16 protein-coding genes and 1 tRNA gene are annotated in these 23,225 nt (G+C 49.2%); 11 read left to right on the forward strand and 6 right to left on the reverse strand.

Going from position 1 to position 23,225, the window contains the following annotated elements; genetic code table 11:
- The first annotated feature begins 22 nt into the window (after window positions 1-22).
- Window positions 23-1,495 carry an aminotransferase-like domain-containing protein gene (locus MKQ68_RS07840; RefSeq protein ID WP_264282811.1) on the forward strand — a complete coding sequence of 491 codons (1,473 nt, stop codon included), beginning with the start codon at window positions 23-25 and terminating at the stop codon, window positions 1,493-1,495.
- 45 nt (window positions 1,496-1,540) lie between these two features.
- Here the strand turns inward: MKQ68_RS07840 and MKQ68_RS07845 are convergent, their stop codons facing one another.
- On the reverse strand, window positions 1,541-2,284 hold the full coding sequence (locus MKQ68_RS07845; RefSeq protein ID WP_264282812.1) for an SDR family oxidoreductase: 744 nt from the start codon (window positions 2,282-2,284) through the stop codon (window positions 1,541-1,543).
- Between the two features lie 302 nt (window positions 2,285-2,586).
- Here MKQ68_RS07845 and MKQ68_RS07850 point away from each other — a divergent pair, with 302 nt between their 5' ends.
- The 6 genes from MKQ68_RS07850 (at window position 2,587) to MKQ68_RS07875 (ending at window position 11,975) form a co-directional block, all read left to right on the forward strand.
- The gene (locus MKQ68_RS07850) at window positions 2,587-3,168 is read left to right on the forward strand and encodes an RNA polymerase sigma factor (RefSeq protein ID WP_264282813.1); all 582 of its coding nucleotides are present in this window, start codon (window positions 2,587-2,589) and stop codon (window positions 3,166-3,168) included.
- 68 nt (window positions 3,169-3,236) lie between these two features.
- Window positions 3,237-4,274, forward strand: a complete 1,038-nt coding sequence (locus MKQ68_RS07855) for a FecR family protein (RefSeq protein ID WP_264282814.1) — start codon at window positions 3,237-3,239, stop codon at window positions 4,272-4,274.
- A gap of 72 nt (window positions 4,275-4,346) precedes the next feature.
- Complete coding sequence (locus MKQ68_RS07860) at window positions 4,347-7,511, forward strand: SusC/RagA family TonB-linked outer membrane protein (RefSeq protein ID WP_264282815.1); 3,165 nt, start codon at window positions 4,347-4,349, stop codon at window positions 7,509-7,511.
- Between the two features lie 11 nt (window positions 7,512-7,522).
- Complete coding sequence (locus MKQ68_RS07865; protein ID WP_264282816.1) at window positions 7,523-8,962, forward strand: SusD/RagB family nutrient-binding outer membrane lipoprotein; 1,440 nt, start codon at window positions 7,523-7,525, stop codon at window positions 8,960-8,962.
- 69 nt (window positions 8,963-9,031) lie between these two features.
- Window positions 9,032-11,140, forward strand: a complete 2,109-nt coding sequence (locus MKQ68_RS07870) for a hypothetical protein (protein ID WP_264282817.1) — start codon at window positions 9,032-9,034, stop codon at window positions 11,138-11,140.
- Between the two features lie 247 nt (window positions 11,141-11,387).
- Window positions 11,388-11,975: a ligand-binding sensor domain-containing protein gene (locus MKQ68_RS07875; protein WP_264282818.1), complete on the forward strand. Its 588-nt coding sequence runs from the start codon at window positions 11,388-11,390 to the stop codon at window positions 11,973-11,975.
- Between the two features lie 214 nt (window positions 11,976-12,189).
- Here MKQ68_RS07875 and MKQ68_RS07880 read toward each other — a convergent pair.
- Window positions 12,190-12,273, reverse strand: a tRNA-Leu gene (locus tag MKQ68_RS07880).
- A 62-nt stretch (window positions 12,274-12,335) separates the two neighbouring features.
- Complete coding sequence (locus MKQ68_RS07885) at window positions 12,336-12,680, reverse strand: cupin domain-containing protein (RefSeq protein WP_244838127.1); 345 nt, start codon at window positions 12,678-12,680, stop codon at window positions 12,336-12,338.
- 61 nt (window positions 12,681-12,741) lie between these two features.
- Here MKQ68_RS07885 and MKQ68_RS07890 point away from each other — a divergent pair, with 61 nt between their 5' ends.
- Together MKQ68_RS07890 and MKQ68_RS07895 are read left to right on the forward strand one after the other, a co-directional pair.
- Window positions 12,742-13,398, forward strand: a complete 657-nt coding sequence (locus tag MKQ68_RS07890; protein WP_244838125.1) for a sensor histidine kinase — start codon at window positions 12,742-12,744, stop codon at window positions 13,396-13,398.
- 62 nt (window positions 13,399-13,460) lie between these two features.
- Complete coding sequence (locus MKQ68_RS07895; RefSeq protein WP_264282819.1) at window positions 13,461-14,111, forward strand: DUF1349 domain-containing protein; 651 nt, start codon at window positions 13,461-13,463, stop codon at window positions 14,109-14,111.
- 62 nt (window positions 14,112-14,173) lie between these two features.
- Here the strand turns inward: MKQ68_RS07895 and MKQ68_RS07900 are convergent, their stop codons facing one another.
- From MKQ68_RS07900 to MKQ68_RS07910, 3 genes are all read right to left on the reverse strand, one after another.
- Window positions 14,174-15,943 (reverse strand): RagB/SusD family nutrient uptake outer membrane protein, encoded by a 1,770-nt coding sequence (locus MKQ68_RS07900; RefSeq protein ID WP_264282820.1) that lies wholly within the window; start codon window positions 15,941-15,943, stop codon window positions 14,174-14,176.
- Window positions 15,944-15,948: 5 nt separating this feature from the next.
- Window positions 15,949-18,963, reverse strand: coding sequence for a SusC/RagA family TonB-linked outer membrane protein (locus MKQ68_RS07905; protein WP_264282821.1), 3,015 nt, complete (start codon window positions 18,961-18,963; stop codon window positions 15,949-15,951).
- A 361-nt stretch (window positions 18,964-19,324) separates the two neighbouring features.
- The gene (locus MKQ68_RS07910) at window positions 19,325-20,125 is read right to left on the reverse strand and encodes a hypothetical protein (RefSeq protein ID WP_264282822.1); all 801 of its coding nucleotides are present in this window, start codon (window positions 20,123-20,125) and stop codon (window positions 19,325-19,327) included.
- A 302-nt stretch (window positions 20,126-20,427) separates the two neighbouring features.
- Between MKQ68_RS07910 and MKQ68_RS07915 the strand changes: the two genes are divergently transcribed.
- On the forward strand, window positions 20,428-22,623 hold the full coding sequence (locus tag MKQ68_RS07915; RefSeq protein ID WP_264282823.1) for a B12-binding domain-containing radical SAM protein: 2,196 nt from the start codon (window positions 20,428-20,430) through the stop codon (window positions 22,621-22,623).
- Complete coding sequence (locus MKQ68_RS07920; protein WP_264282824.1) at window positions 22,620-23,126, forward strand: hypothetical protein; 507 nt, start codon at window positions 22,620-22,622, stop codon at window positions 23,124-23,126. Before MKQ68_RS07915 ends, MKQ68_RS07920 begins: the two co-directional genes overlap by 4 nt.
- The last annotated feature ends 99 nt before the right edge of the window (window positions 23,127-23,225 follow it).

Below are 23,225 nucleotides of genomic sequence, written 5' to 3' on the forward strand. Positions count from 1 at the left end.
CCTGACAACCTAGCATATTATCATGGGAGTACAGGCATTGCCATACGGAAGTTTGATTGAAATAGACAGGCATTCCGATGTTCCCGTTTTTAAGCAGTTAGCGAAGGGAATTGTCTTGCTGATAAAAGACGGCAAGTTGAAACCGGGATATCAGCTGCCTGCCAGTCGCGACATGGCGTCAATGATGGAGATTAACCGTACAACGGTGGTATCGGCCTATGAAGACCTCCAGGTGGAAGGATGGCTCGAAGGGATAGCACGGAAAGGAAACTTTGTGGCCAAACAGCTCCCGGAAATACATCCTAAATCTTTCGGAGCTGCCCAGGGGTCGGGCTTGCAGGAAGATCATGGCTTCTACAAACAGGTGGCCATAAGATCTGCTGCGAAGAGGGTATTGGGCGCGCATCAATTGATGATTAACGACGGTTATCCCGATGTGAGGCTGGCACCCCTGGATGCTATTTATGACCGGTACAGGTTCTTATCAAAAAGGGTTCACCTCCATAGCAGGCTTTTAAACGACAGTGCTGCCGGAAGTGTATCGTTGAGAAATGAGCTGGCACTTTTTCTATCTAAAACCAGGGCACTCGATATCGGACCGCAGCATGTAATGGTTACGCATGGCGCGCAACTCGCCATTTTTGTAGCGGCCAGCATGACGCTGCGGCCTGGCAGTACGGTCATCGTCGGCGACTTGAATTATGTGCTTGCGGACAAACTCTTTGAACAGATGGGCGCAAAACTGGTCAAAGTAAAAGTTGACGAAAATGGGATGGATGTGGACGAAATAGCGCGCATCTGCAAAAAGTCACCGCCTGATCTGCTGTATATCATCCCGCACCATCATCACCCGACAACCGTGACGCTCAGTAAAGAGCGGAGGTTACAGCTTTTGGAAATCATCCGCCAGTATCGGTTCCCGGTTATCGAGGACGATTATGATTATGACTATCATTATGAAAACGCTCCCATACTGCCGCTAGCCAGTGCGGATCATCGCGGCTATGTAATTTACATTGGCTCTGTCTCAAAGACGTTAGCGCCCTCTACCAGGTTAGGCTATCTGATCGCAGGGGATGATTTCATATACCAGGCTTCCATGTTCAAACGATTGGTCGAAATCCGCGGCGACGTATTGTTTGAGGAATCAGTCGCGCATCTTTTTAAAACAGGAGAGATGCAACGGCATTTACGAAAGTCGGTGAAGCTGTATAAAGAACGCCGGGATACTTTCTGCGAGCTTCTTCATTCCTGCGTAGGAGATATCAGCCATTTTAGCCTGCCGAAAGGCGGGATGGCTGTCTGGACCACCTTTGCCCCGGAGTATTCGATACCCGACCTCGCCGGTCGCCTGGCAAAGAACGGTATTTACATGAATGAAGGCAGCATTTACCAATATAACGATAACGTCAACGGAATCAGGGTGGGATTTGCTTCGCTGAATCCAGACGAAATGCAGCAGTTTTTCAAGGCACTGAAAGCATGTAAGGAGTGATAAGGGATGCGCAGCAGGAAACAATCATCCTGCTGCGCATGACTGTTATGACGACTTATTCCAATCATCAAACCTGATTGCTCCCGGGTAAAAATCGCCGGCAGGCACTAACGCCGATTTGGGGATATCGAAGAACATGTATTTATTGTCATCGTTAGCTATCACTATCTTGTCTTCACGCTTTTCGTCCAGGTACTTTTGCACAAATTCATTCATCGGACCACGATCGGGGCCGGCTATCTCAACGATGGCGTTTTTCGGTTCCTCCAAAGCAAATTTCACAACATAGTTTACGACATCTGCCACGGCGATCGGTTGATAGTCGACTGTAGACACATGTACTTCTTTGCCATCTCCCTGCACCGCAATGATCGTAGATGTATGTTCATGAAATTGCGTCGAACGGATGATCGTATAAGGGAGCCCGGAAGTGATGATCGTGTCCTCCTGCTGCTGCTTGGCTTGTAAATAGCCGATATGTTGAGCCAGCGGCGTTCCAACGATAGACAGTACCAGGTGATGTTTCACACTGGAAGTTTTCTCGGCTGTTACCAGGTTGTTGCCCGCGGTACGGAAAAAATTCAGTGCCGTTTCTCCATCCGGGGATGAGGAGTTAGACAGGTCAATCACAATACCAGTTCCGGCCAGTGCTGCTGCGAGGCCTTGCCCCGTCAGGATATCCACGCCTGCGCTGGGCGATCCGACAACCACATCATGACCCATACTTTCCAGCTTTTTACATACGCCTTTGCCGATGAGGCCCGTTCCTCCGATGACTAAAATCTTCATATCAAATTACTTTTTGAAATACAGAATGGAACCCCGGTAACCCTCAGGATGGCCGGCTTATGTACACGGACATGAGCTGTCATTCATTCGCCATCTGAAGCACCTGGTTTCCCGACAAAGTAATCGATTAAGTAGATGTAAGCAGCCATCCAGGATTTGTTTTCATGGCAGTCCAGGCTCTTTCTAACCAACGGTCACGGGAAACCGCTCTACGGCCCACCGCCCGCCACACAAATCCATATCACGCCACTTTACATTTTCTTAATATCCGGCCAGCGTACTGTATTTTACTTTTGCAGGTAATGAAAGTACTTCCGGATAATAATACGATCATTGCGGCACTCGCCGAAGGCGATGAGCAGCTTTTCGGGCAGTTGTATGACTATTACAGTCAAGCGCTGTTCCGAAACATCTACAAATTATTACCTGACACCCAGGAAGCTGAAGATGTATTGCAAACTGTTTTCCTGAAGTTATGGGAGCAACGGCACTCCCTTAACAGTAAGCAGTCTGTGGCAGGGTGGTTGTTTACCACCAGCTTTTATATGACGATGACCTGCGTGCGGAAAAAGGTGAAAACCAGGATGCAGGCGCTGGCGGAAACATCGCTTGAAGTGAAGCAGGAGGAGTGGGAGCATGATGATCGTTATGAAAAAAAGACCGCTTTCTTAAGAGAAGCCATTGATTCGTTGCCCGAAAGAAAACGCCTGGCCTTTGAATTGTACAAAATACAGGGCAAATCCTACAAAGAAGTAGCCGAAACCTTAGGTATCAAGGAAGAAACGGTTAAAGAATACGTGAAATCCGCCCTCCAGATGCTGCGGCAAATGGCCGCTAAAAGCGATGTTGCTCTATATACGCTCTTCGTATTTTTTATCGCCTGAGTTTGTTAACAATTGCGTAATACAGCAGGCACCCCCTTCTTTTTACTTTTTTACATTTTATGTTGAAGATGCGAAACTTATCATCACTTATCAATAAATACCAGGATGGAACTGCTTCCGTGGATGAGCTGTATGCGTTATTGAACCTGCTAGATGAGCAGGAACAGGAGCTTTACAAAGAATGGGAGTCCGCTATCAGGAATAACATTGCCTCCCTGTCAGCGCCGGTTACCGGGTTTGACCAGGAGAAGAATAAGGCGGCCATTCTGAGTAAGCTGCGAACAATGCCTGAACAGCGTCCGGATGTTAAGATAAGACGGCTGTTCAGCAGGAATAGTGCGATAGCAGCCGCTTGTACGGGCCTGGTGGTCTTACTCTCCGTTCTCTATTGGCATAACCAGCCGGGCGGTAAAAAGGAAGCGGCGATTATGGCTGCTGCCAATGCAACAACGGTGATTCATGCACCCACAGCGCAAAAAACGATTTGGCTTGAAGATAGCAGTGAGGTGTTTTTGTACGCGGGAAGTACATTGGGATATGACAGCAGTTATAATATGCTATCACGAAAGCTGGTGTTAAACGGAAGTGCCAGGTTTACGGTGAAGAAAGATAAAAACAGGCCTTTTGTCGTATACACAAAGAACAATATGACCACCGCTTTAGGTACGGTATTCGAAGTAACAGCCACAGGGGATAGTACGATTGTGTACCTGCTGGAAGGCGCGGTGAAAGTACAGGCGCTGAATGGGGGAAACAAAGAGCAGGTAATCCTCGCCCCGCAGCAACGGGCTTTGACCTATAACAGGCAAACAACGGTGATGCGTGATGGTGGCGAGAAATTGCTGGCATCGTCATCCAAAAGAAGCAAGGCGGCGGGGAAAACGGGCAACCTGACTTTTAAACAGGTAACGCTGGTAAAGGTATTAACGACACTGGAACATAAATATAAAGTCAACATCGAGTTCGATAAAGCGGAGCTGGCCGGCATGTTATTTACCGGCACTTTCCAGGAGCACGAGGAATTGCAAAGTATCCTGGAAATCATCGCGAAGATCAATAATCTGACGATCACCACAAATAATCAGGGTTTCAGCATAACTAAATAATCATTGAATCAACACGATGTACATTACACACCCGGGCGTGTACAGGGATCGTGTTGCCTAAAAAAAATAAAAATGAAATATTGTAAACAGCTAAAAGCGGCTTGTATGCTGCTGATCGTAATACTCTGTTGTCACGCACAGGGGAAGGCCCAGTCCGGGGGAATTAAGGGCATCGTGATGGATGCTGATAATGAACCGGTGTTTGGTGTAAGTATTGAATGTAAGCCACAAGCAAAGAATGAAAAAAGCATCTCTACTTTCAGCAACGAAAAAGGCGAATTTTCTTTTACCGGTTTAAAAGACGGTAGTAAATACGACCTGTTTTTCTCGCACTTGAATTATACCAGGCACAGTATTGCTGACCTGCTCATCAAAGAGGGCGATAACAATTCTTTGCTGGTGAAGCTGAAAGCGGTAGACAATAGCCTGAATGAAGTCATTGTTACTTCCCTGGGTATCACCAAAGAAAAAAAGCGCCTGGGTTACGCAGTGCAGGAAGTGAAAGGGGCTGATCTCAATACGGCTAAAGGCGGTAACATGTTAAGCGGTCTGCAAGGTAAAGTAGCCGGTTTAAATATGACGCAGGTGTCGGGCGGATTGGCAGGCTCTAACAGGATTGTGCTGCGTGGAGAATCGTCACTCAATCTCAATAAGAATATCGCCATGGTGGTGGTAGATGGTGTGCCCATTAACAACAACCTGGGCACCGGGGCTTCCAGCGACTTATCTATTGATTACGGCAGCGGTGGTGCTGAAATTAACCCGGATGATATAGCCTCCATCAGTATCATGAAAGGCCCGAATGCAGCAGCGTTGTATGGCAGCCGGGCGGCCAATGGTGTCATCATTATCAAAACAAAAAGGGCCGCTGAGGGAAAAAGACTGGGCGTGTCCGTGACCAGTAACACCAGCTTTGACAGGGTGTTGCAAACGCCGGAGTTTCAGAATGAATATGGTGGCGGTACAGGTGTGGGTTTAAACTATTATTCCTATGGCGACGGTCCCGATGGTCCTAATACTTCTAACTCAGGACACAACTGGGGCGCTAAATTCAACGGACAGAATTTTATCCAGTATGGTTCCCCCATCGGGCCCGATGGCAAAAGAATCGCCAGTCCCTGGAGGGCACATCCTGACAATGTGAAAGATTTTTATGTGACGGGCATCACTTACATGAACGGACTCTCCGTACAAAAGTCAGCAGATGTAGCGAATTTCCGTGCCTCATATAACCATTACAGGCAAACGGGTATCATGCCCAATACGGAACTGAACCGCCACCAGTTTAATACGAACAGTACCATTAAGCTGTCTTCCAAATTGAGCTTCAATGCGAACGTAAATTATATCAACAGCTTCAGCGACAACCTGCCTGTGATGGGATATGGCGGGGCTTCTCCGACCTATAATTTTATCTGGACAGAAAGAAATGCTTCCATGGACTGGTTCCGGAATTACTGGCAAAAGGGCCAGGAAGGAATTAAGCAGGATTATTATTTTACCTGGGGCGACAACCCTTATATGACGATGTATGAGCAGTTAAATGGCATGGACCGTAACAGGTTGTTTGGTAATGTACACTTTAACTACTCGATCCTGCCTGATTTAACGTTGATGGTGCGTACCGGCCTGGATTATTCCGGTGAAAGACGATCGTCTCAAAGACCCAAAAGTTCTGTGGTAGCTATCAATGGTTTGTACAGGCGGCAGGACCTGGATTACCTGGAAAGGAACTCCGATTTCTTACTGTCATATACGGCGCCTAAAATGGGTAAGTTTAACCTCTCTGCATCGGCCGGTGGTAACAACCTGCAGATCAATACCAGCAGCAATACGGTTACGGCCAATGGTCTCGTCATTCCCGGCGTCTATAACCTGGGCAATGCTTCCGGAAGGCCGATCGTAGAGGAATTCAACTCACAGAAAATAGTCAACAGTTTATACGGGGTTGCAGACCTGGACTACGATAACACGTTCTTCCTGCAGCTGACGGCCAGGAATGACTGGTCATCTACCCTGCCAAGAAACAATAATTCGTACTTCTATTCTTCTGCATCGCTGAGTGCTTTGATGACAGAAGCCTTGAACATCAAATCCGACGTACTGAATTACTGGAAATTGCGGGCATCTTATGCGCAGGTAGGTAATGATACCGATCCTTATCAAACGAGCGCTTACTACGAATACAACACACTTCCCGGCACCGTAGGCCTCCCTGCTGCCATCCCTAATACCAACCTGAAACCGGAAATCACGGGATCGTTTGAAATAGGCACGGAATTGAAACTGCTGAACAACCGCGTTAGCCTGGACGCAAGCTGGTATTCCGCTACCAGTAAGAACCAGATATTAAGAAGCCCCCTGTCGCAGGCCACCTATTACGGATCGAAAGTGATGAACGCCGGGGAAATCAGCAACAAAGGCTGGGAAATGGTACTGGGCGTAACACCCGTTAAGAAAAAACTGGTATGGGATATCTTCTTCACGGCTTCGGCTAACAGGAGCAAAGTGGTGGAGCTGGCAGACGGCGTAGAAAGCTACGTAATGGCATCTGCACAAGGTGCTACCATTGAAGCCCGCGTGGGCGGCAGAATGGGAGATATTTACGGAGTAGGTTTATTAAGGAACGAAGCAGGAAAAGTAATCTACAAAGGAGGCGTACCCGTGTTTACCAGTAACACCCTCCGGTTAGGCAACTATAACCCGGACTGGCTGGGCGGTATAAGAAACAGCCTGCGTTACAAAGACTGGTCCATGAGCGTGTTGCTGGATGGTAAGTTTGGCGGTAAAATTTATTCCTTCACCCATGTTACCGGCACAGAAGCAGGCAGCCTGGCCAATACACTACCTGGCAGAGAAGGTGGCATAATCGGAGACGGGGTAGTGCTGAACGGCGATGGTTCTTATTCACCGAATACAGAGCGCGTGGCTGCCTACACCTACTATCGTGGTTACTACAAAAGACCCAATGTGGAGTCCAGCACTTTTGATGCGAGCTTCGTGAAATTGAGGGAGGTGATATTAGGTTACCGTTTACCGGCCAGGTTCCTGAAAGATAAATTAGTGCAGTCGTTAGATTGCAGCCTGACAGGAAGAAATCTGTTACTCTTCACAAAAGTACCCGGTGTAGATCCCGAAACTTCATTTGTATCCGGCGGTACGGTAGTGCCGGGTATCGAAAATGCACAAATACCTTCCACCAGGAGCCTCGGTATTGATATTAAAATTACTTTCTAAACATAGCTGACATGCGAATTTTAAAAATAGGGCTGTTCATGCTGGCAGCAGGTTTTTCTGCCTGCACCAAAATGGATAATACCAATCCTAACGTTCCATCTACGGTAAACCCGGGCGTTATCCTGCCGCAGGTAATTTACAATACTTCCAATACACTGGTGGGCAATGCTTTTGAATTGAATAATGAATTGATTCAGTATACCTGCATGAACAATACCTTCACGGAAGTGCAACGGTTTAAACTACTGCCCTCCAACTCCAACGGGTTATGGGCCATGTACAGCCGGATGCGTGATTTGAATGATATTATCGCCATGGGAGATAAAACAACGGACATGGCGAACTATAAAGCCATCGCGATCATCGTTCAGACTTACATTTATGCTGTACTCACGGATACCTATGGTGATATACCTTTTTCAGAAGCGGGCCTGGGTACCACGGGGAACATATACATGCCTAAATATGATAAGCAGGAAGACATCTATGTTAAAATGCTCGAAAACCTGCGCACGGCGGCGGACATGTTAAAGGGTGCCAGCCCGCTTTTATATGGCGGCGATCCCGTTTACAATGGCAACCTGGTGCGCTGGCAAAAATTCGCCAACAGTCTGCGTCTGCGTTTACTGATGCGGTCCTCCGGTAAACTGTCCACTGCTGTATCGGACATAAAAACCCTGTTATCCGATCCCCAGCAGTACCCGGTAATGGAAAGCAACGACGATAACTTCGTATACCGCTACAGCGGAAGCCTGCCGGATGCCAGTCCTTTATCATTGAATTATGTGCGCGATTTTGACTTTAAATACAAATCGGTGAGCGCTTTTATTGTGGACTCTTTAAAAAAGCTGAACGACAGCCGCCTGTTCCAGTACGCAAGGCCTACCAATGCATCTGCCGGTACCGCCAATCCACAGTATGTAGGCTTACCCAATGCCTTACCCGTAACCGAGTCTGCCAACTACAACGGAGGATACAACTTTCAGTCCTACCTGGGCACACGTTTTCAATCCAACACAGAGCCAGCCATCTGGATGGGCTTTTCCGAACTGTTGTTCTTAAAAGCGGAGGCGGCACAAAAAGGATATTTCAATGGTCAGCCGAAAGAGCTGTATGAAGCAGCCATCAGAGCATCTTTCGCCTATTGGGGCGCACCCTTTACGGAAAGCTACCTGTCGCAGCCAGGCGTTTTTTATGACGGCAGCCTGAGCAAAATATACCTGCAAAAATTCTATGCTTTGTTTTTCAGCGGCATGGAAGCATGGAACGAATACCGCCGCACCGGCTACCCCGTGCTGGTACCGGGACCCACCAATATAAACGACGGCAAAGTACCGAACCGCATTCCTTATCCATTAAGTGAACAGTCGTTGAACAGGACCAACTACAACGATGCCGCTAAAAGAATGGGGAATGATAATATGAACCACAAGATGTGGTGGCAGCCTTAATTTTTAACAGCCACTCCCGTGAAATAGTGTGCATCATTGTTTCACGGGAGCTTTTTAAAAGAATATATGATGAGAAGATGTTGGTTATTGATACTGTTGTCCTTCACGGCGTTTAGCACCGTAACGGCACAATCAGGTGAAGATTCATTGCGGACCTATTTCAGTAAATGGTCAGTTACCCAGCTGGCGGAAGGGGGTAGGATAGATGCGATCCGTCAACTCGATAAAGAAGCAGTGTTATGTGCCGCCCGGGGACCGAATAAAGGAAAACTATTCATCAGCGAAGACAAGGGCCTGAGCTGGCGTTTCCTGGCCCAACCGGTAACAGCAGACATCACCTGTATTGCAGAAACCGGCCGGCGTAATGAATTTTACATCCTGACCGGCACTGCCGAAGTATGGGGCACCACCGATGGCGGCAAAACATGGACACACCTGAAGACCTTATTGCCCCACAATCGTAACCGTCAACAATATGCAGCATCCTACGCGATCATGTACACCCACCAGGGCACGCTGCTGGTAACGGATACAGATTCGGAAGGCGGCCACATTTATCGCTCCGCCGATAAAGGGAAAACCTGGCAAGACATAGGGGCCATTTCTCATAACTCATTGTACCGTTTGGAGAGGACCGGTAACGGTATTGTGGTGAACGGCTGGCAAGGTGCCGTTTACAAAAGCATTGATGATGGCATTACCTGGAATAAAATGCAGCAACTAACCGATACCGCCCTGTTCGCCACAGAGTACATGGGCATGAGCGTCGTGTTACAGGCCGACCAGTCCGGCAAGATCTTTCGTAGCCGTAACCTGGGCTATGAATGGGATTCCGTGGCTCATTTAACAGGTTCCGCAGATGACTTCGTGAACATCGGCTACGGAGCCGCCTATTACAGTACCTACACCGAAAAAAAGGAAGTCTACCTCACCACCGACTATGGCAAAACCTGGCGCTCCCTGGGAAAAATACCCACCGTTGAAAACGATTGGCTCGACCATGGCGTGCGGCTCGAAACCGCCGATTCCATTATTACCTTATCCGGCACCCACAAAGGCTTTATGCTACGAACCGCCTTTCACAAAAGCAGCCTAGCCCGGGACCTGGACCAATGGAATAACAACCAGACACACATTGCCCCTTCAAAACGCACGGATATCCCGCAGGAAGCGATTGCAGGACAGCTGGTAGACGTAGAAGCCCTGAACGAACCGGAAGACATTTTGGTGCATCGGAACTTTGCGTACATCCCTTGCCGTGATGGTAATAATGTCGCCATCATTGATGTAAGGAACCCCGTAAAGCCCTTGTTAGCATTTAATCTAAAAGACCCGGATATCCTGGATGCATTTAGCGTCGCCATTGAAAACGACCACCTTTTCGTACTTTCTATGACCAACGCAATGGTGTCCGTTTACCGGATCAGCGATCCCCGTAAACCTAAAAAAGTCGCAGCCATAAAAGTGGGAGGCGAGGGGTCTTACCTCCAGATGTACCGGTCTAACTATACCCGGCTGCGTAAAATCGTAGTACAGGACGGCTATGCCTACGTCACCCACAGCTCCGAAAGCAAAGTATACATCCTGGACGTAAAACGCCCCGCAGCACCCGTTATCGTCAGTAGTTTTCATACCGGCGACGGTGCTTTCGCTGCCTTAGTGCATCAAAATACCCTATACCTCGCCGGTTATGGCCCCGGTTCATCCCTGATCACTGTGGACATCCGCGATAAGAAAAATCCCGTCATTACCGATAGAATATACGACCCCGTAAAATTAAAAGGCACCTGCGCTTTGGCGAAACGAGGGGAGTACCTGTATGTAACAGCATATAATGCCGAAACCGTATGGAGCTTTAGTATACAGGACCCATTGCATCCGAAAGTGGTACAGATGCTTAGTGATACCGACATGCGCGGGCCGGGGCGTATTGCGTTTTATAAGGATAGGGGGTTTGTGTTGAATTCGGTGAATAACTCCGTGGCGGTTATTCATACTGATGACGGAGGGAGAATGAAAATTGAGACGTTTCTTCAGCATCCTTTGTTGAAGCGGGTGTATGGGATTGCTGTTGTTGATCACTGGGTGATGTTGGCGGGAAGGGAGGCGAAGAGTTTTATAGTGGTGGATATTGATAAGTTGGGGCGGTGGTTAGAAGCGCGCAGCAGGCGGGAATAGTCTTCCACATGGATGTTGCGGGTGTCCATCACCCATTCTCCATCGGCCGGTACCCTCGGCAGCCCCGGTGGATAAACATGCCGTTTACGATCCTGGAACTGGCGACGGGCTTCCAGTTAAAGTGCCCGGCAGCGGAATGTTTTCGAACCAGTTTGTAGAGATAATCAATATATTATCATCCTTCCAGACTTGAAAAATGTAGCCAGAAAAAAATATATAAATTAACTGGGTTTCACATAAGTCGGTTATGCCTATTTATGAAGATAAAGCTGGCATTATTTGGCTTGGCACTGGAGGTGGAGTGAGCCGTTATGATGGGAAATCGTTTCGAAATTTTACAACCCGGGATGGCCTGACCAATAATGATGTTCATGCTATCGTTCAAGACGAAACAGGGAAAATTTGGTTTGGCACACGGGGGGATATCACCATTTATGATGGAAAAACATTTACCACTCTTACCGATAAGGACGGCAAAACTTTCAGGAACGTATGGGCTATGATAAAAGACAAAAAAGACAATATCTGGTTCGGCGCCGATGGTCTTGGGCGTTATGACGGCAGTGCCTTTACCCAAATTGATCAGATGGGTGCTGGTGTTATAATCCAAGATAAAAAGGGAAATGTCCTGACTAGTATAGGTGGTCCCATTTTCCTTTATGATGAACAGTCATTATCTGATAAAAAGCCACATGTAACAGTAATAAAGACAAAATATGAAGGGCGTAGAAATCTGCCTTTTGGGATGTTAAGGGCTAATGATGGAAGTATTTGGATTGGAGTTGACCGTTATAGTTATGATGGAAAGACCCTCACGCCGTCAATTTTAAGATAAAATTATCCTTAAGACGGTGTATTTTTTCGGCATCGCCTACTCTTCGTACGTTGTACACTTCGTTGCAACACCTCCTAAATGTATTCCTCAGGACCCACGCCTGGAATCGACTATTCCTCCAGAGCGATTTGAATATTGGGTATTCAAAAAAGAAAAAGTGATTCAAACTAAAAAGGCTTCAAGTCCAATGACTTAAAGCCTTTTTAGTTTTTTGTGCCCAGAACAGGAATCGAACCTGCACTCCGTTTCCGAAACAAGATTTTGAGTCTAGCGCGTCTACCAATTCCGCCATCTGGGCAATGCCTTTCGCATTGTGGGATGCAAATGTATGGAATAGATATTTAATTTGCAATATTTTTTTTACTTCACCGCCAAACCTGCTTCCTGCAAGGCTTTATAGTCCTCCCGTACCGGGGTAAAGATATCAAACAGCTTGCAAGCCGTCAGCGCAACGCCGCCATGTTCCACCATCGAAGGGATCACTACGACCATGCCCTTGGTGTACACCTGGGTCACGGCGTCAACAGTAAGTTCAAATGAACCTTCTTCTACCTGGGTAATCTGTTCATGCAGGTGTTTGTGGACGGGCAGCCGGGAGCCCGGCAATATATCCCAGTATGCGAGGGTAACGGTATCCGTATGTACGAAGCGGGCGGTAAAGCCGGGTATTACCGCCACGGGAGCAATGTCTTTAATCGTTATCATAGAAGGCAAAGCTAGTGATTCTGATCGCGCCAACAGCTACGACTAACGGAGCTTTTCGTAGGTGATCACGCCCTGGCCTTCGGTGCCTGTCCAGATCATTCGACTGCCGCTGAAAGTAACGGTGTATAACTGGCTTACGGCGAAGTTGGTGATCAACTTCCTGCACCTGCGTAAAAATGAAGGCGCGCTGTTGTCGCCGGAGCAGGTATCTAAGCATGAACAGGAACTGGCCGAATCTGCGAACGCACTGCTCGAAAATATGGAAACGATCCTGCTCTGGAGCAAAAGCCAGATGGATGCACTCCGCCCGCAACTCACCAGCGTGTACGCACATGAGTTATTCGACTTTCTCCGTAAACAGTTCGACAAACAGGCTGACATCCGCTTTGCCGGCAATGCCACGTTCGTGACGGACGAAAACTGTATCCGCACGATCGCTTACAACCTCACGAGCAACGCCATCAAAGCTTCCACGCAAATCGAGTGGACGGCCGGCGTAGAAAACAGGCGGCCATATCTCACGATTGAAGATAATGGCCCCGGCCTTGACGCGAAGCTGTTCCAAGACGATGCCTTACGCGGTACATCAGCCACCAGCGTGAAGTCCGGACTAGGTTTATCGATCGTAAAAGACCTCGCACACGCTATCGGCGCCACCATCCAGCTTGAAAAGGTAAAAGAAGGCACCTGCATAAGGATCAACTTTCCACAGGTATAATTTTATCTCCGATTGAAGAGATTTTAAATACATTCGTCGCTGAGTAAAACAAATTCATCAGCATGAAAAAATTATTCGCAGGCTTCCTCTGCCTGTCGCTAGCCCAGGCCGTATCGGCGCAGACTTTAGACAAGATGCAATGGTTTAATGAACCGGCTAAATGGGAGATCAAAGACAAATCGCTCAGCATGTTCGTAACCCCGCAAAGTGACTACTGGCGTATTTCTCACTATGGCTTTACGGTGGATGACGCCCCGTTTATGTATACGACTTATGGCGGCGAATTTGAAGCGAAGGTGAAGATTACAGGCGAATACAAAGCACGTTTCGATCAGATGGGGCTGATGCTGCGTATCGACCAGGAAAACTATATTAAAGCGGGCATCGAGTTCGTGGATGGAAAATATAACCTCAGCACAGTGGTAACGCATCACACCAGTGATTGGAGTGTAATTACGCTCGATAAAACGCCGCCTTTCGTATGGATCAAGGCGGTACGCAGGCTGGATGCGGTAGAGGTATTCTACTCGTTCGACGACAAAACGTATGTAATGATGCGTAACGCGCACCTCAAAGATAATACGCCGGTAATGGTGGGCCTCATGGCCGCCTGTCCCGACGGTAACGGCTTTAACGCTAAGTTCGAGCAGTTCAGTGTAAAACATCTGCCCGACCAGCGTCGGCTGGAGTGGCTCAGCAAACACAAGGACTAAAATGAAAAAAGCAGTTTTGAACGCAATGTCAAAACTGCTTTTTTCTTTATCAGATCAAAATACTATTGCGGGTATTTAAAGTTCTGTGTAAACACATCGGAAGCATCCATCGCCGACTGCGGGATGGGGAACACCCTGCGGTATGGCTCTGATGGCGCTTTGCCGGCGCAACCAGCTTCGAACTTGCCGAAACGGATCATCTGTTTACGGCGATTCATTTCCCAATACATTTCATAGCCAATCTCGTTGTACAATACCTGCTCGGTAATGCTGGTCAACGCTACGCCCGGGGTGCTGCCGTAGTAAGCCTCGCGGGTCCTGGAGGTACGCAGCATGTTGATGTCATCCATCGCAGGGCCGGTGAGACCTTTACGGAAGTTGGCTTCTGCACGCATACAGTAGATGCCACCTAAACGATACAAGGGCACGTCTACGTTGCTGGAGCTGTTATCTCTCTCCGGGTCAAATTCCCATTTAAACACGCGCACACCCCGGTTTACCTGTTGCTGGGTAAGGATGGCCTGTGTAGGGTTGTCGAAGTTCAGCTCAGGCGTAAAGTCCATGGCCTGTGCTGGTGTTTTCTCGCAGAACAGTTTAGATACTTTGATACGGCCGTCTGCTGTGCGCTCCAGGGTGCCGTTCGGTAACAGGATAGGGCCATATTGCTGGCCAACCTGTAAACCACGGTTAAAGTGGAACCAGGGCAGCTGCGCGCTGTTCGGAACAATGCTCGTAGCCGGCACGCTGATGTCGGTACCGTCGTTCTTGAACCAGGTAAGGTCAGCATACTGGTACTTGCGGGAGAAACGCGGATCGTCGAAGTTGCCATTCCAGGTGTTGTAGAACTCAGGGGTAATGCAAGATGCATTGGTGCCCCTGTTGTTGGACGAAGGCTTCTGGTTACGCTCCATCGACATATACGCAAAGTCGTTGTCGCTGCTGCGCAGGGTGTTGATAGATTGCTGTACGACAAAGATCAATTCCGGACGGCCACCATTGTCGATATCGAAGTTGCGGAAGTAATTGCTTTCGAGTTTGAAACGGGCATCGTTGATCAGCAGGCTGGTGTAGTAGATCACTTTGTCCATATCAGTGCCGTTGTTGTCTACCGCAGGTTCAGTGAATTTAAAGGTAGCTGCGTAACGGTCTTTCAGCACGGCACGGTTCAGGTACATGTCTGCCAGCAGGCCATACGCCGCCTGTTTGGTGAAACGGCCGTTGTGGGTGTTCTGCTCTTTCAGGTTAGCCAGATCGGGGATCAGGGCTTCCACTTCTTTGATCAGCTCATCGATCGCTACGTCAGCCTTTCTTACCTGCACTGGAGGATTGATCTGCAGCGGGTCTACGTAAGGAGCCTGGCCGTAAAGGTCGAGTGTGTGATAAGTATAAAGGGCCAGCATGCCTTTCGCTTCGGCCATGAACATTGCCTTGTTCGGGAAGTTGGACGCATTGTTGATCGCGGTGATGGCGGTCAGCGACTTGGTAATACCTTTGTTCAGGTTGTTCCAGGTGTTGGTGAGTACAGAGTTGTCGGCACCCCAGGTAAACTCATGGATCGCACGCCAAACGCCACCGTCGCCCCAGTCGCTGCCACGTTGTGGCAGCAGGGCTTCGTCGGTAGAGTATTCCTGTAAGGCAAACACGTTACCATGGTCCACGAAGGTAGCATCGCCCATCTGGCCGTAGGCGGCAGACAATACGTTCTCCGGGTTAGAGTTGTTGGAACCCAGTACTTCGTCTATTACTTCTTCTTTCAGGTCGGTACATCCCGCCAGGCTGGCTGCGAGCAGGAGGCAGGTGAGTTTATTGATCGGTAAGAATTTCTTCATCATAAGTCTTAGAATTTAATGGTTGCGCCTAACTGGAATGTTTTTGCTGCAGGATAGGTAGCGTAATCGATACCCAGTGACTGGTTACCGTCTACGGTCTTAGTGGTGTTCACCATCGGATCATAACCGGAGTAGTCGGAGATGGTCACCAGGTTCTGTGCGGCTACATAAAGGTTGCAGGAGCGCAGCCAGGATACTTTCTCCAGTGGCAGGGTATAACCCAGGCGCAGGTTGTTCAGGCGTACCATGTCCGATTTCTCGAGGAACAGGGTAGACACTACTACCTGGTTACCCGACCATGCTTTGGCGTCGTAGTATTTCTTCAATACGTTACGGTCCGATTCAATGCCGTTTATGCTGAGGTCCAGCGCGGTGTTGTTAAACAGGTAACCGCCCATCTGGCCAATGATCGCGAAGGAGAAGTCGAAGTGTTTATAACGCATCTGGCTGTTCAACCCAAAATTGAAGTTCGGGATCGCACCTTCGAAGATCTGCCTGTCAGCCGTGTTGATCACGCCATCACCGGTTTTATCTTCAAAAATGTCTTTACCGTCTTTGTCATAACCCAGGTGCTTCAGCATAAAGAAGGAACCCGCTTCGTAACCGTTTTTGTAAATGTTGGCGTTCACACCGGAAAGGCCGGGGCCGGAAATGCTGCCGGAATACAGTTCAGATACTGGCAGGTCTTTGATCACGTTCGACAGGGTGGCGCCGTTTACGTCCATGGTCCAGGAGAAGTCTTTGGTACGTACCAGGTTAGAACCAAGCATGAATTCAAAACCTTTGTTCACCAGCGTTGCATCTACGTTCTTCCAGATGGTAGTGGTAGGGCTCAGCGGACCGGAAGGAATGTTCAGGATCGGGTCTTTCGTCGTCTTGTTGAAGTACTCCAATGAACCGTATAATTTGCCTTTGAACAGGTCGAAGTCGGCGCCGATATTAAACTGTTCTACCAGTTCCCACTTCAGGTTGGGGTTAGCAGTACGGTTTACCAGTACGCCATTGATAAGCGTGCCGTTGTCGTACAGGTAGTAACCGGCAGAAGAAGCGAGGGAATAACTAGGCTGCGTGATCTTGTTCGGTACTTCCTGGTTACCGGTCTGACCCCAGCTGGCGCGCAGTTTCAGGTCGGAGATCTCAGTCACGTCTTTCAGGAAATTCTCACGGGAGAGCGTCCAGCCGATTGCAGCTGATGGGAAGTAACCGTATTTATTGTTTTCGCCGAAACGGGTAGATCCGTCTGCACGTAAAGAGGCGGTTACCATGTAGCGGTCGTCGTAGTTGTAGTTTACGCGGCCAAAGAATGATTGCAGCTCATTTTCCTGCGCAAAGCCCTGTGGTGCGACAGGCGTGCCGGAGTAGCCGGGATTGTACTCCGGCGCTACGCCCTGGCCTTGTTTGGTAATGCCTTGCAGACCGTAAGTGGTGCCGGAATATTTAAATTGTTGGTAAGAGAAACCTGCCAGTGCTTCCACACGGTGCTTCTGCACGGTGAGGTTGTAGGTGAGGTAGTGTTCCAGCAAAGTGGTGAGGGAAGACAAGTTATTCTGTGAGTAAGCGCCCAGCGGTGTACGATCCGTTACATTCGGGTACATGGTGGTGTTACGCTCGGAGTTGGATTTGTCGATACCGAAGTTCACGCGGTAGTTCAAACCGTTCACGATGCGCAGGGCGGCTTCTACGTTACCCAATGCGCGGAAGGTATTGGTTTTATCGTCGTAGATGCTCAGCAGGTAAGCAGGGTTGTACAGCTGGTTCTTATTGAAGTTAGTGAAGCTGCTGTCTGCGGCGCGAACATTCCACGTCGGGTTCGACATCAGCGCGTGAATGAGTACCTGTCCGTCGGAACCGGCAGTGTTACCGTTCGGGATGCCGGTTTCGTTGATGTCGCTCGCGGTCAGGTTCATCTTCACCACGAGGCGTTTGTTATCGAAGAAAGACTCCTCTGCATTCAACCTGGCAGTCGTCCTTTTAAAGCTGCTGTTCAGCACAATACCTTCCTGGTCCATGTGGGAGAGGGAGGCTATGTAGCTGCCGGAAGGGGTGTTTTTAGCAAATGAAACGTTGTGGTTCTGCACGAACGCATTGCGGAAAATCACATCCTGCCAGTCGGTGTTGCCACCATGATCGAAAGCCGGGTTGGCCACCGCTTTACGGTATTCGTCGGCATTCATCACGTCCAGCTTTTTAATCACTTTAGACGTACCTACATAGGTGTCGTATGTAAGCGTGGCAGCACCTTTGCTACCGCGTTTGGTGGTGATGAGCACCACACCGTTGGAGCCTCTTGCGCCGTAAATAGCAGCGGCAGAAGCGTCTTTCAGGATGGTGATGGTTTCAATATCGCTGGTGTTCAGAAAGTTCAACGGGTTTTTAGGCTCGGAAGTACCCAAACCTACGTTCGGGCTGCCTGCGCTTACGTTATCGTTGCTCAGCGGAACACCGTCTACCACGAACAAAGGCGTGCTACCGCTACGGATAGAGCCTACGCCGCGGATAAATACGTCTACACCTGCTCCAGGCTCGCCGCTCGATTGTGCAATACGTACGCCGGATACTTTACCCTGCAGCATATTGTCTACGGAGATGTTTACGCCCTGTTTTATGTTATCTGCTTTCAGTTGTGTTAAAGCGCCCGTTACGTCGGCTTTGGTCTGGTTACCATAACCTACTACCACGATCTCACCCAGCTGGCTGCTGCTTTCGGTGAGCGTTAAACGCATGGGCGTGGTGGTGGCGGCTACTTCGAGCTGCGTATATCCCATGAATGTGATCACGAGTTTTTCACCTGCGGCCGCGTCGATGGTGAATTCGCCACGTTCGTTGGTGGTGGCGCCTTTTTTCGTGGAAAGGGATTTAACCGTTGCCCCGGGAATTGGTGTACCGTCGGCGGCTACCACGACGCCTTTTACAGGCACCTGTTGGGCGGCCTGTGCGTACATTCGGGAAACTGGCGCATTGGCCATCGCTGGTCCGGTGGCAGAAAGCCACGCTGCTACCATTACGAGAAACTGTCTGTTCATTGGCAAGCTACTATTGTTAAGAAAAGAATGATAATTCGTGGCCCTAAAAGGACTTTACGAAATGGTTGAGCAGTGTTGATTCGATGTCAGGTTCTTCTGCGATACTTACAGTACTGTTCCGGAAAGGCACGGGCAGAAGATGGCAGTGATTTGTTGCGTAATTACATTTGATTGTTGCTGAATAGCTAATTCGGATGCAATGATAGAACGCTTTCGGAAATCCCCTGTTAAGCCAAGGTTACGTTTATCTTACTAAAATGTTTCCTGCTGTTGGATGATGGCTGCGCGATAGTGGTGATGCCTGACTTGGATGGGCTTTTCAGGGATATTTAAGGGAGGCCCGTGAAGGCCTCCCGGATGTTTAGTGCACTTTTTTATAAGTAATATTCATCTCGCCACTGTAATCATTGAAGTCGAAGAAGAGTCCAAACGTATAAGGATCGTTCGCCTTGGTAAATTTCGTCGGGTAGCCTGCCTGGTTTACGGTCACTACCGGCTGCCTGCTGTTCACACTGAAGTCCATGGATAACAGCTGCCATACAGGATGGGTGCTGAACAGGCTTTTGGCGGAGCCGTAGGTGTAGTTGTACTCCACCGGACCGTGAGGCCTGTCTGTATGGATCAACTTGTACAGGTTGCCCGCCTGGTTGTACTTGAATTCGTACAGGCGGCTGTCGTGGTACACTTCCTCCAGGCGCGTAATACGGCCTTTAAAGTCATACTGCATGTTCCATACAATGTTGAGGAACAACGAGTCCTGGCCCTCTGGTACCTGTGGCGTCCAGTCGGGGCCAATGAAACCGAGACTGTACACGGTGTCGGTACTCGGTAGTTGCTGGAAGCCTTTGTAACTGTAACGGTGCCAGGTGTTGAACCAGTTTTCGCCTTTCCAGTAATACACGGCATCGGTAAGGCGGCCAAAGTGGTCGTACTTGAGGTGTACCTGGGTTTGTTCGTAATAATTGAGGTTACGGGTTACATCTACCGGCAGACCGCGATGGTCATAATGGTACACAAGGGTGTCATACCCTACACCCGTAAAATTGCCCCAGATCTTGTCGATCTGTTTGCTTTTGTGGAAGGGGTTCGGCTCTTTGCCGCAGGAACTGATGGCTGCCAAACATACGGCAGCAGCGAACATCCTGAGAAATGTTTGTTTCATTTGCAATTTGGGTTTAAATGGTAAAGCATGGATTGATGAATTATATAGCTGTCGCGGGCGTTAGCTTTGGGGTAACGGGCACAACAGGGAACAATGACGACAAATACGATGATGCGCTTACTCAGGGTCCTATCAATAAATTTCAGGCAAAATTTGGAGGCAGATGTATCGGGTGTTAACGCAAATAAAGATAGAGAAAGAAATAACAAATGCAAATAATATTTGGCCGAAATGCCAGTTTTTGAGGGGAAATAGGGCTTTACAGGATTAAGCGTTAATTTTGCAGATAAACCTGAACGATTTTGAGTGCGTCCGTTTTCCTGATCACACCGCCTTTTACGCAGCTGAATACGCCTTACCCGGCAACAGCTTACCTGAAAGGCTTCCTGAATACTAAAAATGTTTCCTCCTTTCAGGCGGACCTCGGTATAGAGGTAACGCTTGCGCTTTTTTCCCGCAAGGGACTGGAGGCGCTGTTCGCACGCATTCAACCACGCGAAGGTATCACTGATAATGCCGCCCGCATCCTGGCCTTGCAGGATGATTATATTCATACGATCGACGATGTGATCCTGTTCCTGCAGGGTAAAAATCCCACGCTGGCACACCGCATCTGTAAACGTGACTTCCTCCCGGAAGCGTCCCGCTTTGCGCAGTTAGAAGATCTTGACTGGGCTTTCGGCTCGATGGGCACGCAGGATAAGGGTAAACACCTGGCTACGATGTACCTCGAGGATTTGTCCGACCTGATCATGGAATGTGTGGACGAGCATTTTGGTTTCAGCCGCTATGCCGAACGTCTCGCGCGTTCTGCCAATAGTTTCGATGAATTGTACGCAGCGCTGCAAAAGGAATACACGTTTGTAGACGAGCTGATGATGCAATTGCTGGAAGAAAAGATGCAACGGGTGCAGCCGCAACTGGTGGCTATTTCCGTTCCGTTCCCGGGTAATTTATATGCCTCGCTGCGTTGCGGACAATGGATCAAACGTCACTTCCCGCAAACCAGGGTAGTGATGGGCGGCGGTTTCGCGAACACGGAACTGCGTTCGCTTTCCGACGCCCGTGTGTTCGAGTTTTATGATTTCATCACGCTCGACGATGGCGAAGCGCCGATCGAAAACCTGTTGAAACACGTACAGGGCGGAGCAGGGCAGGAGTTGCTGAAACGCACGTTCGCGCTGGTCAATGGCGAAGTCACGTACTTCAACAATGCTTCCTGCGCCGATTACAAACAAGGCCAGGTCGGTACGCCCGATTACCGCGACTTGTTACTGGATCAATACATATCTGCGATAGAAGTCGTAAACCCCATGCACCGCATGTGGAGTGATGGCCGCTGGAACAAGCTGACCATGGCGCACGGCTGCTATTGGGGCAAATGTACTTTCTGCGATATCTCTCTCGATTACATCCGCGTATATGAACCCATTGCGGCTTCGTTGTTATGCGACCGCATGGAGGAAATTATCGCCCAAACCGGGCAAAATGGTTTTCACTTCGTGGATGAAGCCGCCCCGCCTGCACTGATGCGCGCCCTGGCATTGGAAATCATCCGCAGGAAACTAAATGTCAGCTGGTGGACGAACGTGCGCTTTGAAAAAAGCTTTACCCGCGACCTTTGCCTGTTGCTGAAAAAATCGGGCTGCATCGCCGTTTCCGGTGGACTCGAAGTAGCCTCCGACCGCCTGCTGGAACTGATCCAGAAAGGGATCACTGTTGCGCAGGTCGCGCAGGTGAACCGTAACTTTACTGAGGCTGGCATTATGGTGCACGCCTACCTGATGTACGGCTTTCCGACGCAAACCGAGCAGGAAACGATCGACTCGATGGAGATGGTGAGGCAGATGTTCAAAACGGGCATCCTGCAATCTGCCTTCTGGCATTTGTTTACGATGACGGCACACAGCCCGGTGGGCATGGATCCAGCCAGGTATAAGGTGAAAAAGGAAACGGAACTGATAGGCGCTTTCGCTAACAACGATATCGTACACGTCGATGAAACCGGCGCAGATCATGAAGCATTTGGTTTCGGTTTGAAGAAGTCGCTGTTCAACTACATGCACGGCCTCTGCCTCGACGATCCCTTGCAGAAGTGGTTTGAGTTTAAAGTACCCAAAACCAAAGTAGCAACGGACTACATCGAAAAGAGCCTGGTAGAGGACATTTACGTAGCTCCGAAACCTACTACCAAAGTGGTTTGGCTGGGCAAGAAGCCGGGCGTAGAACACTTTACGAAATCAAAGAAGGGCCAGAGCTGGGAAATGACCTCACTCACCTTCCAGGACCGTAAAGAGAAAGCCAACATCAGCGTGAGCCAGCCGCAGGGCATATGGCTGGCGGAAATGCTGGAGAAGTTATCTGTCAATAACCCCAAAACCTACACCCTGCAGGAAGTAAAAGACAGTTACGCCGCCGCCGGTTTCGACGACTTTGAATTGTTTTGGGACAATAAGCCGGTGAGCACGTTGTATAAATTTGGTTTGTTAAAATTATGAGGATCAATAGGTACGCGCAGGAAGGTAAATCCGACAACTACCAGCATGCAGAAGCCCGCGGCCTCCTGAAGGCCGGAGAAGCCGCCGCGTTGCTGACAAAACGTTTCGGTACAAAGATCGCCGCCGCCGAGCTGACCGTCTTTTCCAAAGAATGGCACCACGCCGGTGTATTCAGCGGAAAGGGTGGGAGCGTGAAAGGTCGCCGCGTGTACTTCTTTTCCCCGGAACAGCTGGAACAGATCTCCCTGAACGCTATTCTCGCTAACCGCCTGAAAACGAAGCCCGAGCCCGACAACGAGATCGTGCAGGGATGGTACATCCAGTTCTTCAAAATGACGGATCCTGCTACGTATAAGCGGTATTCCAAACCGTTCGTCGGCATCTACAAAGGCCCGGCCAGTAAGAAGCCGAAAGGATTCAGACCCCTGTCGGACGAAGCGTTCGAAATTGCGTTGAAGCAGCGGGGCAAGGCGTTGTTGCCGGGTGAAGTGCCGAAGTTTTAGGTGGTTTCGCGAAGGCAGCGCACGAGGTTTGAAGACATTCGCTCGTCGTCATTATAACCGCAGGGAAGCAAATATCCGCTTCAGTCTTCGCGTTTCGAA

The organism is Chitinophaga horti, from assembly GCF_022867795.2.
GTDB classification, from domain to species: domain Bacteria; phylum Bacteroidota; class Bacteroidia; order Chitinophagales; family Chitinophagaceae; genus Chitinophaga; species Chitinophaga horti.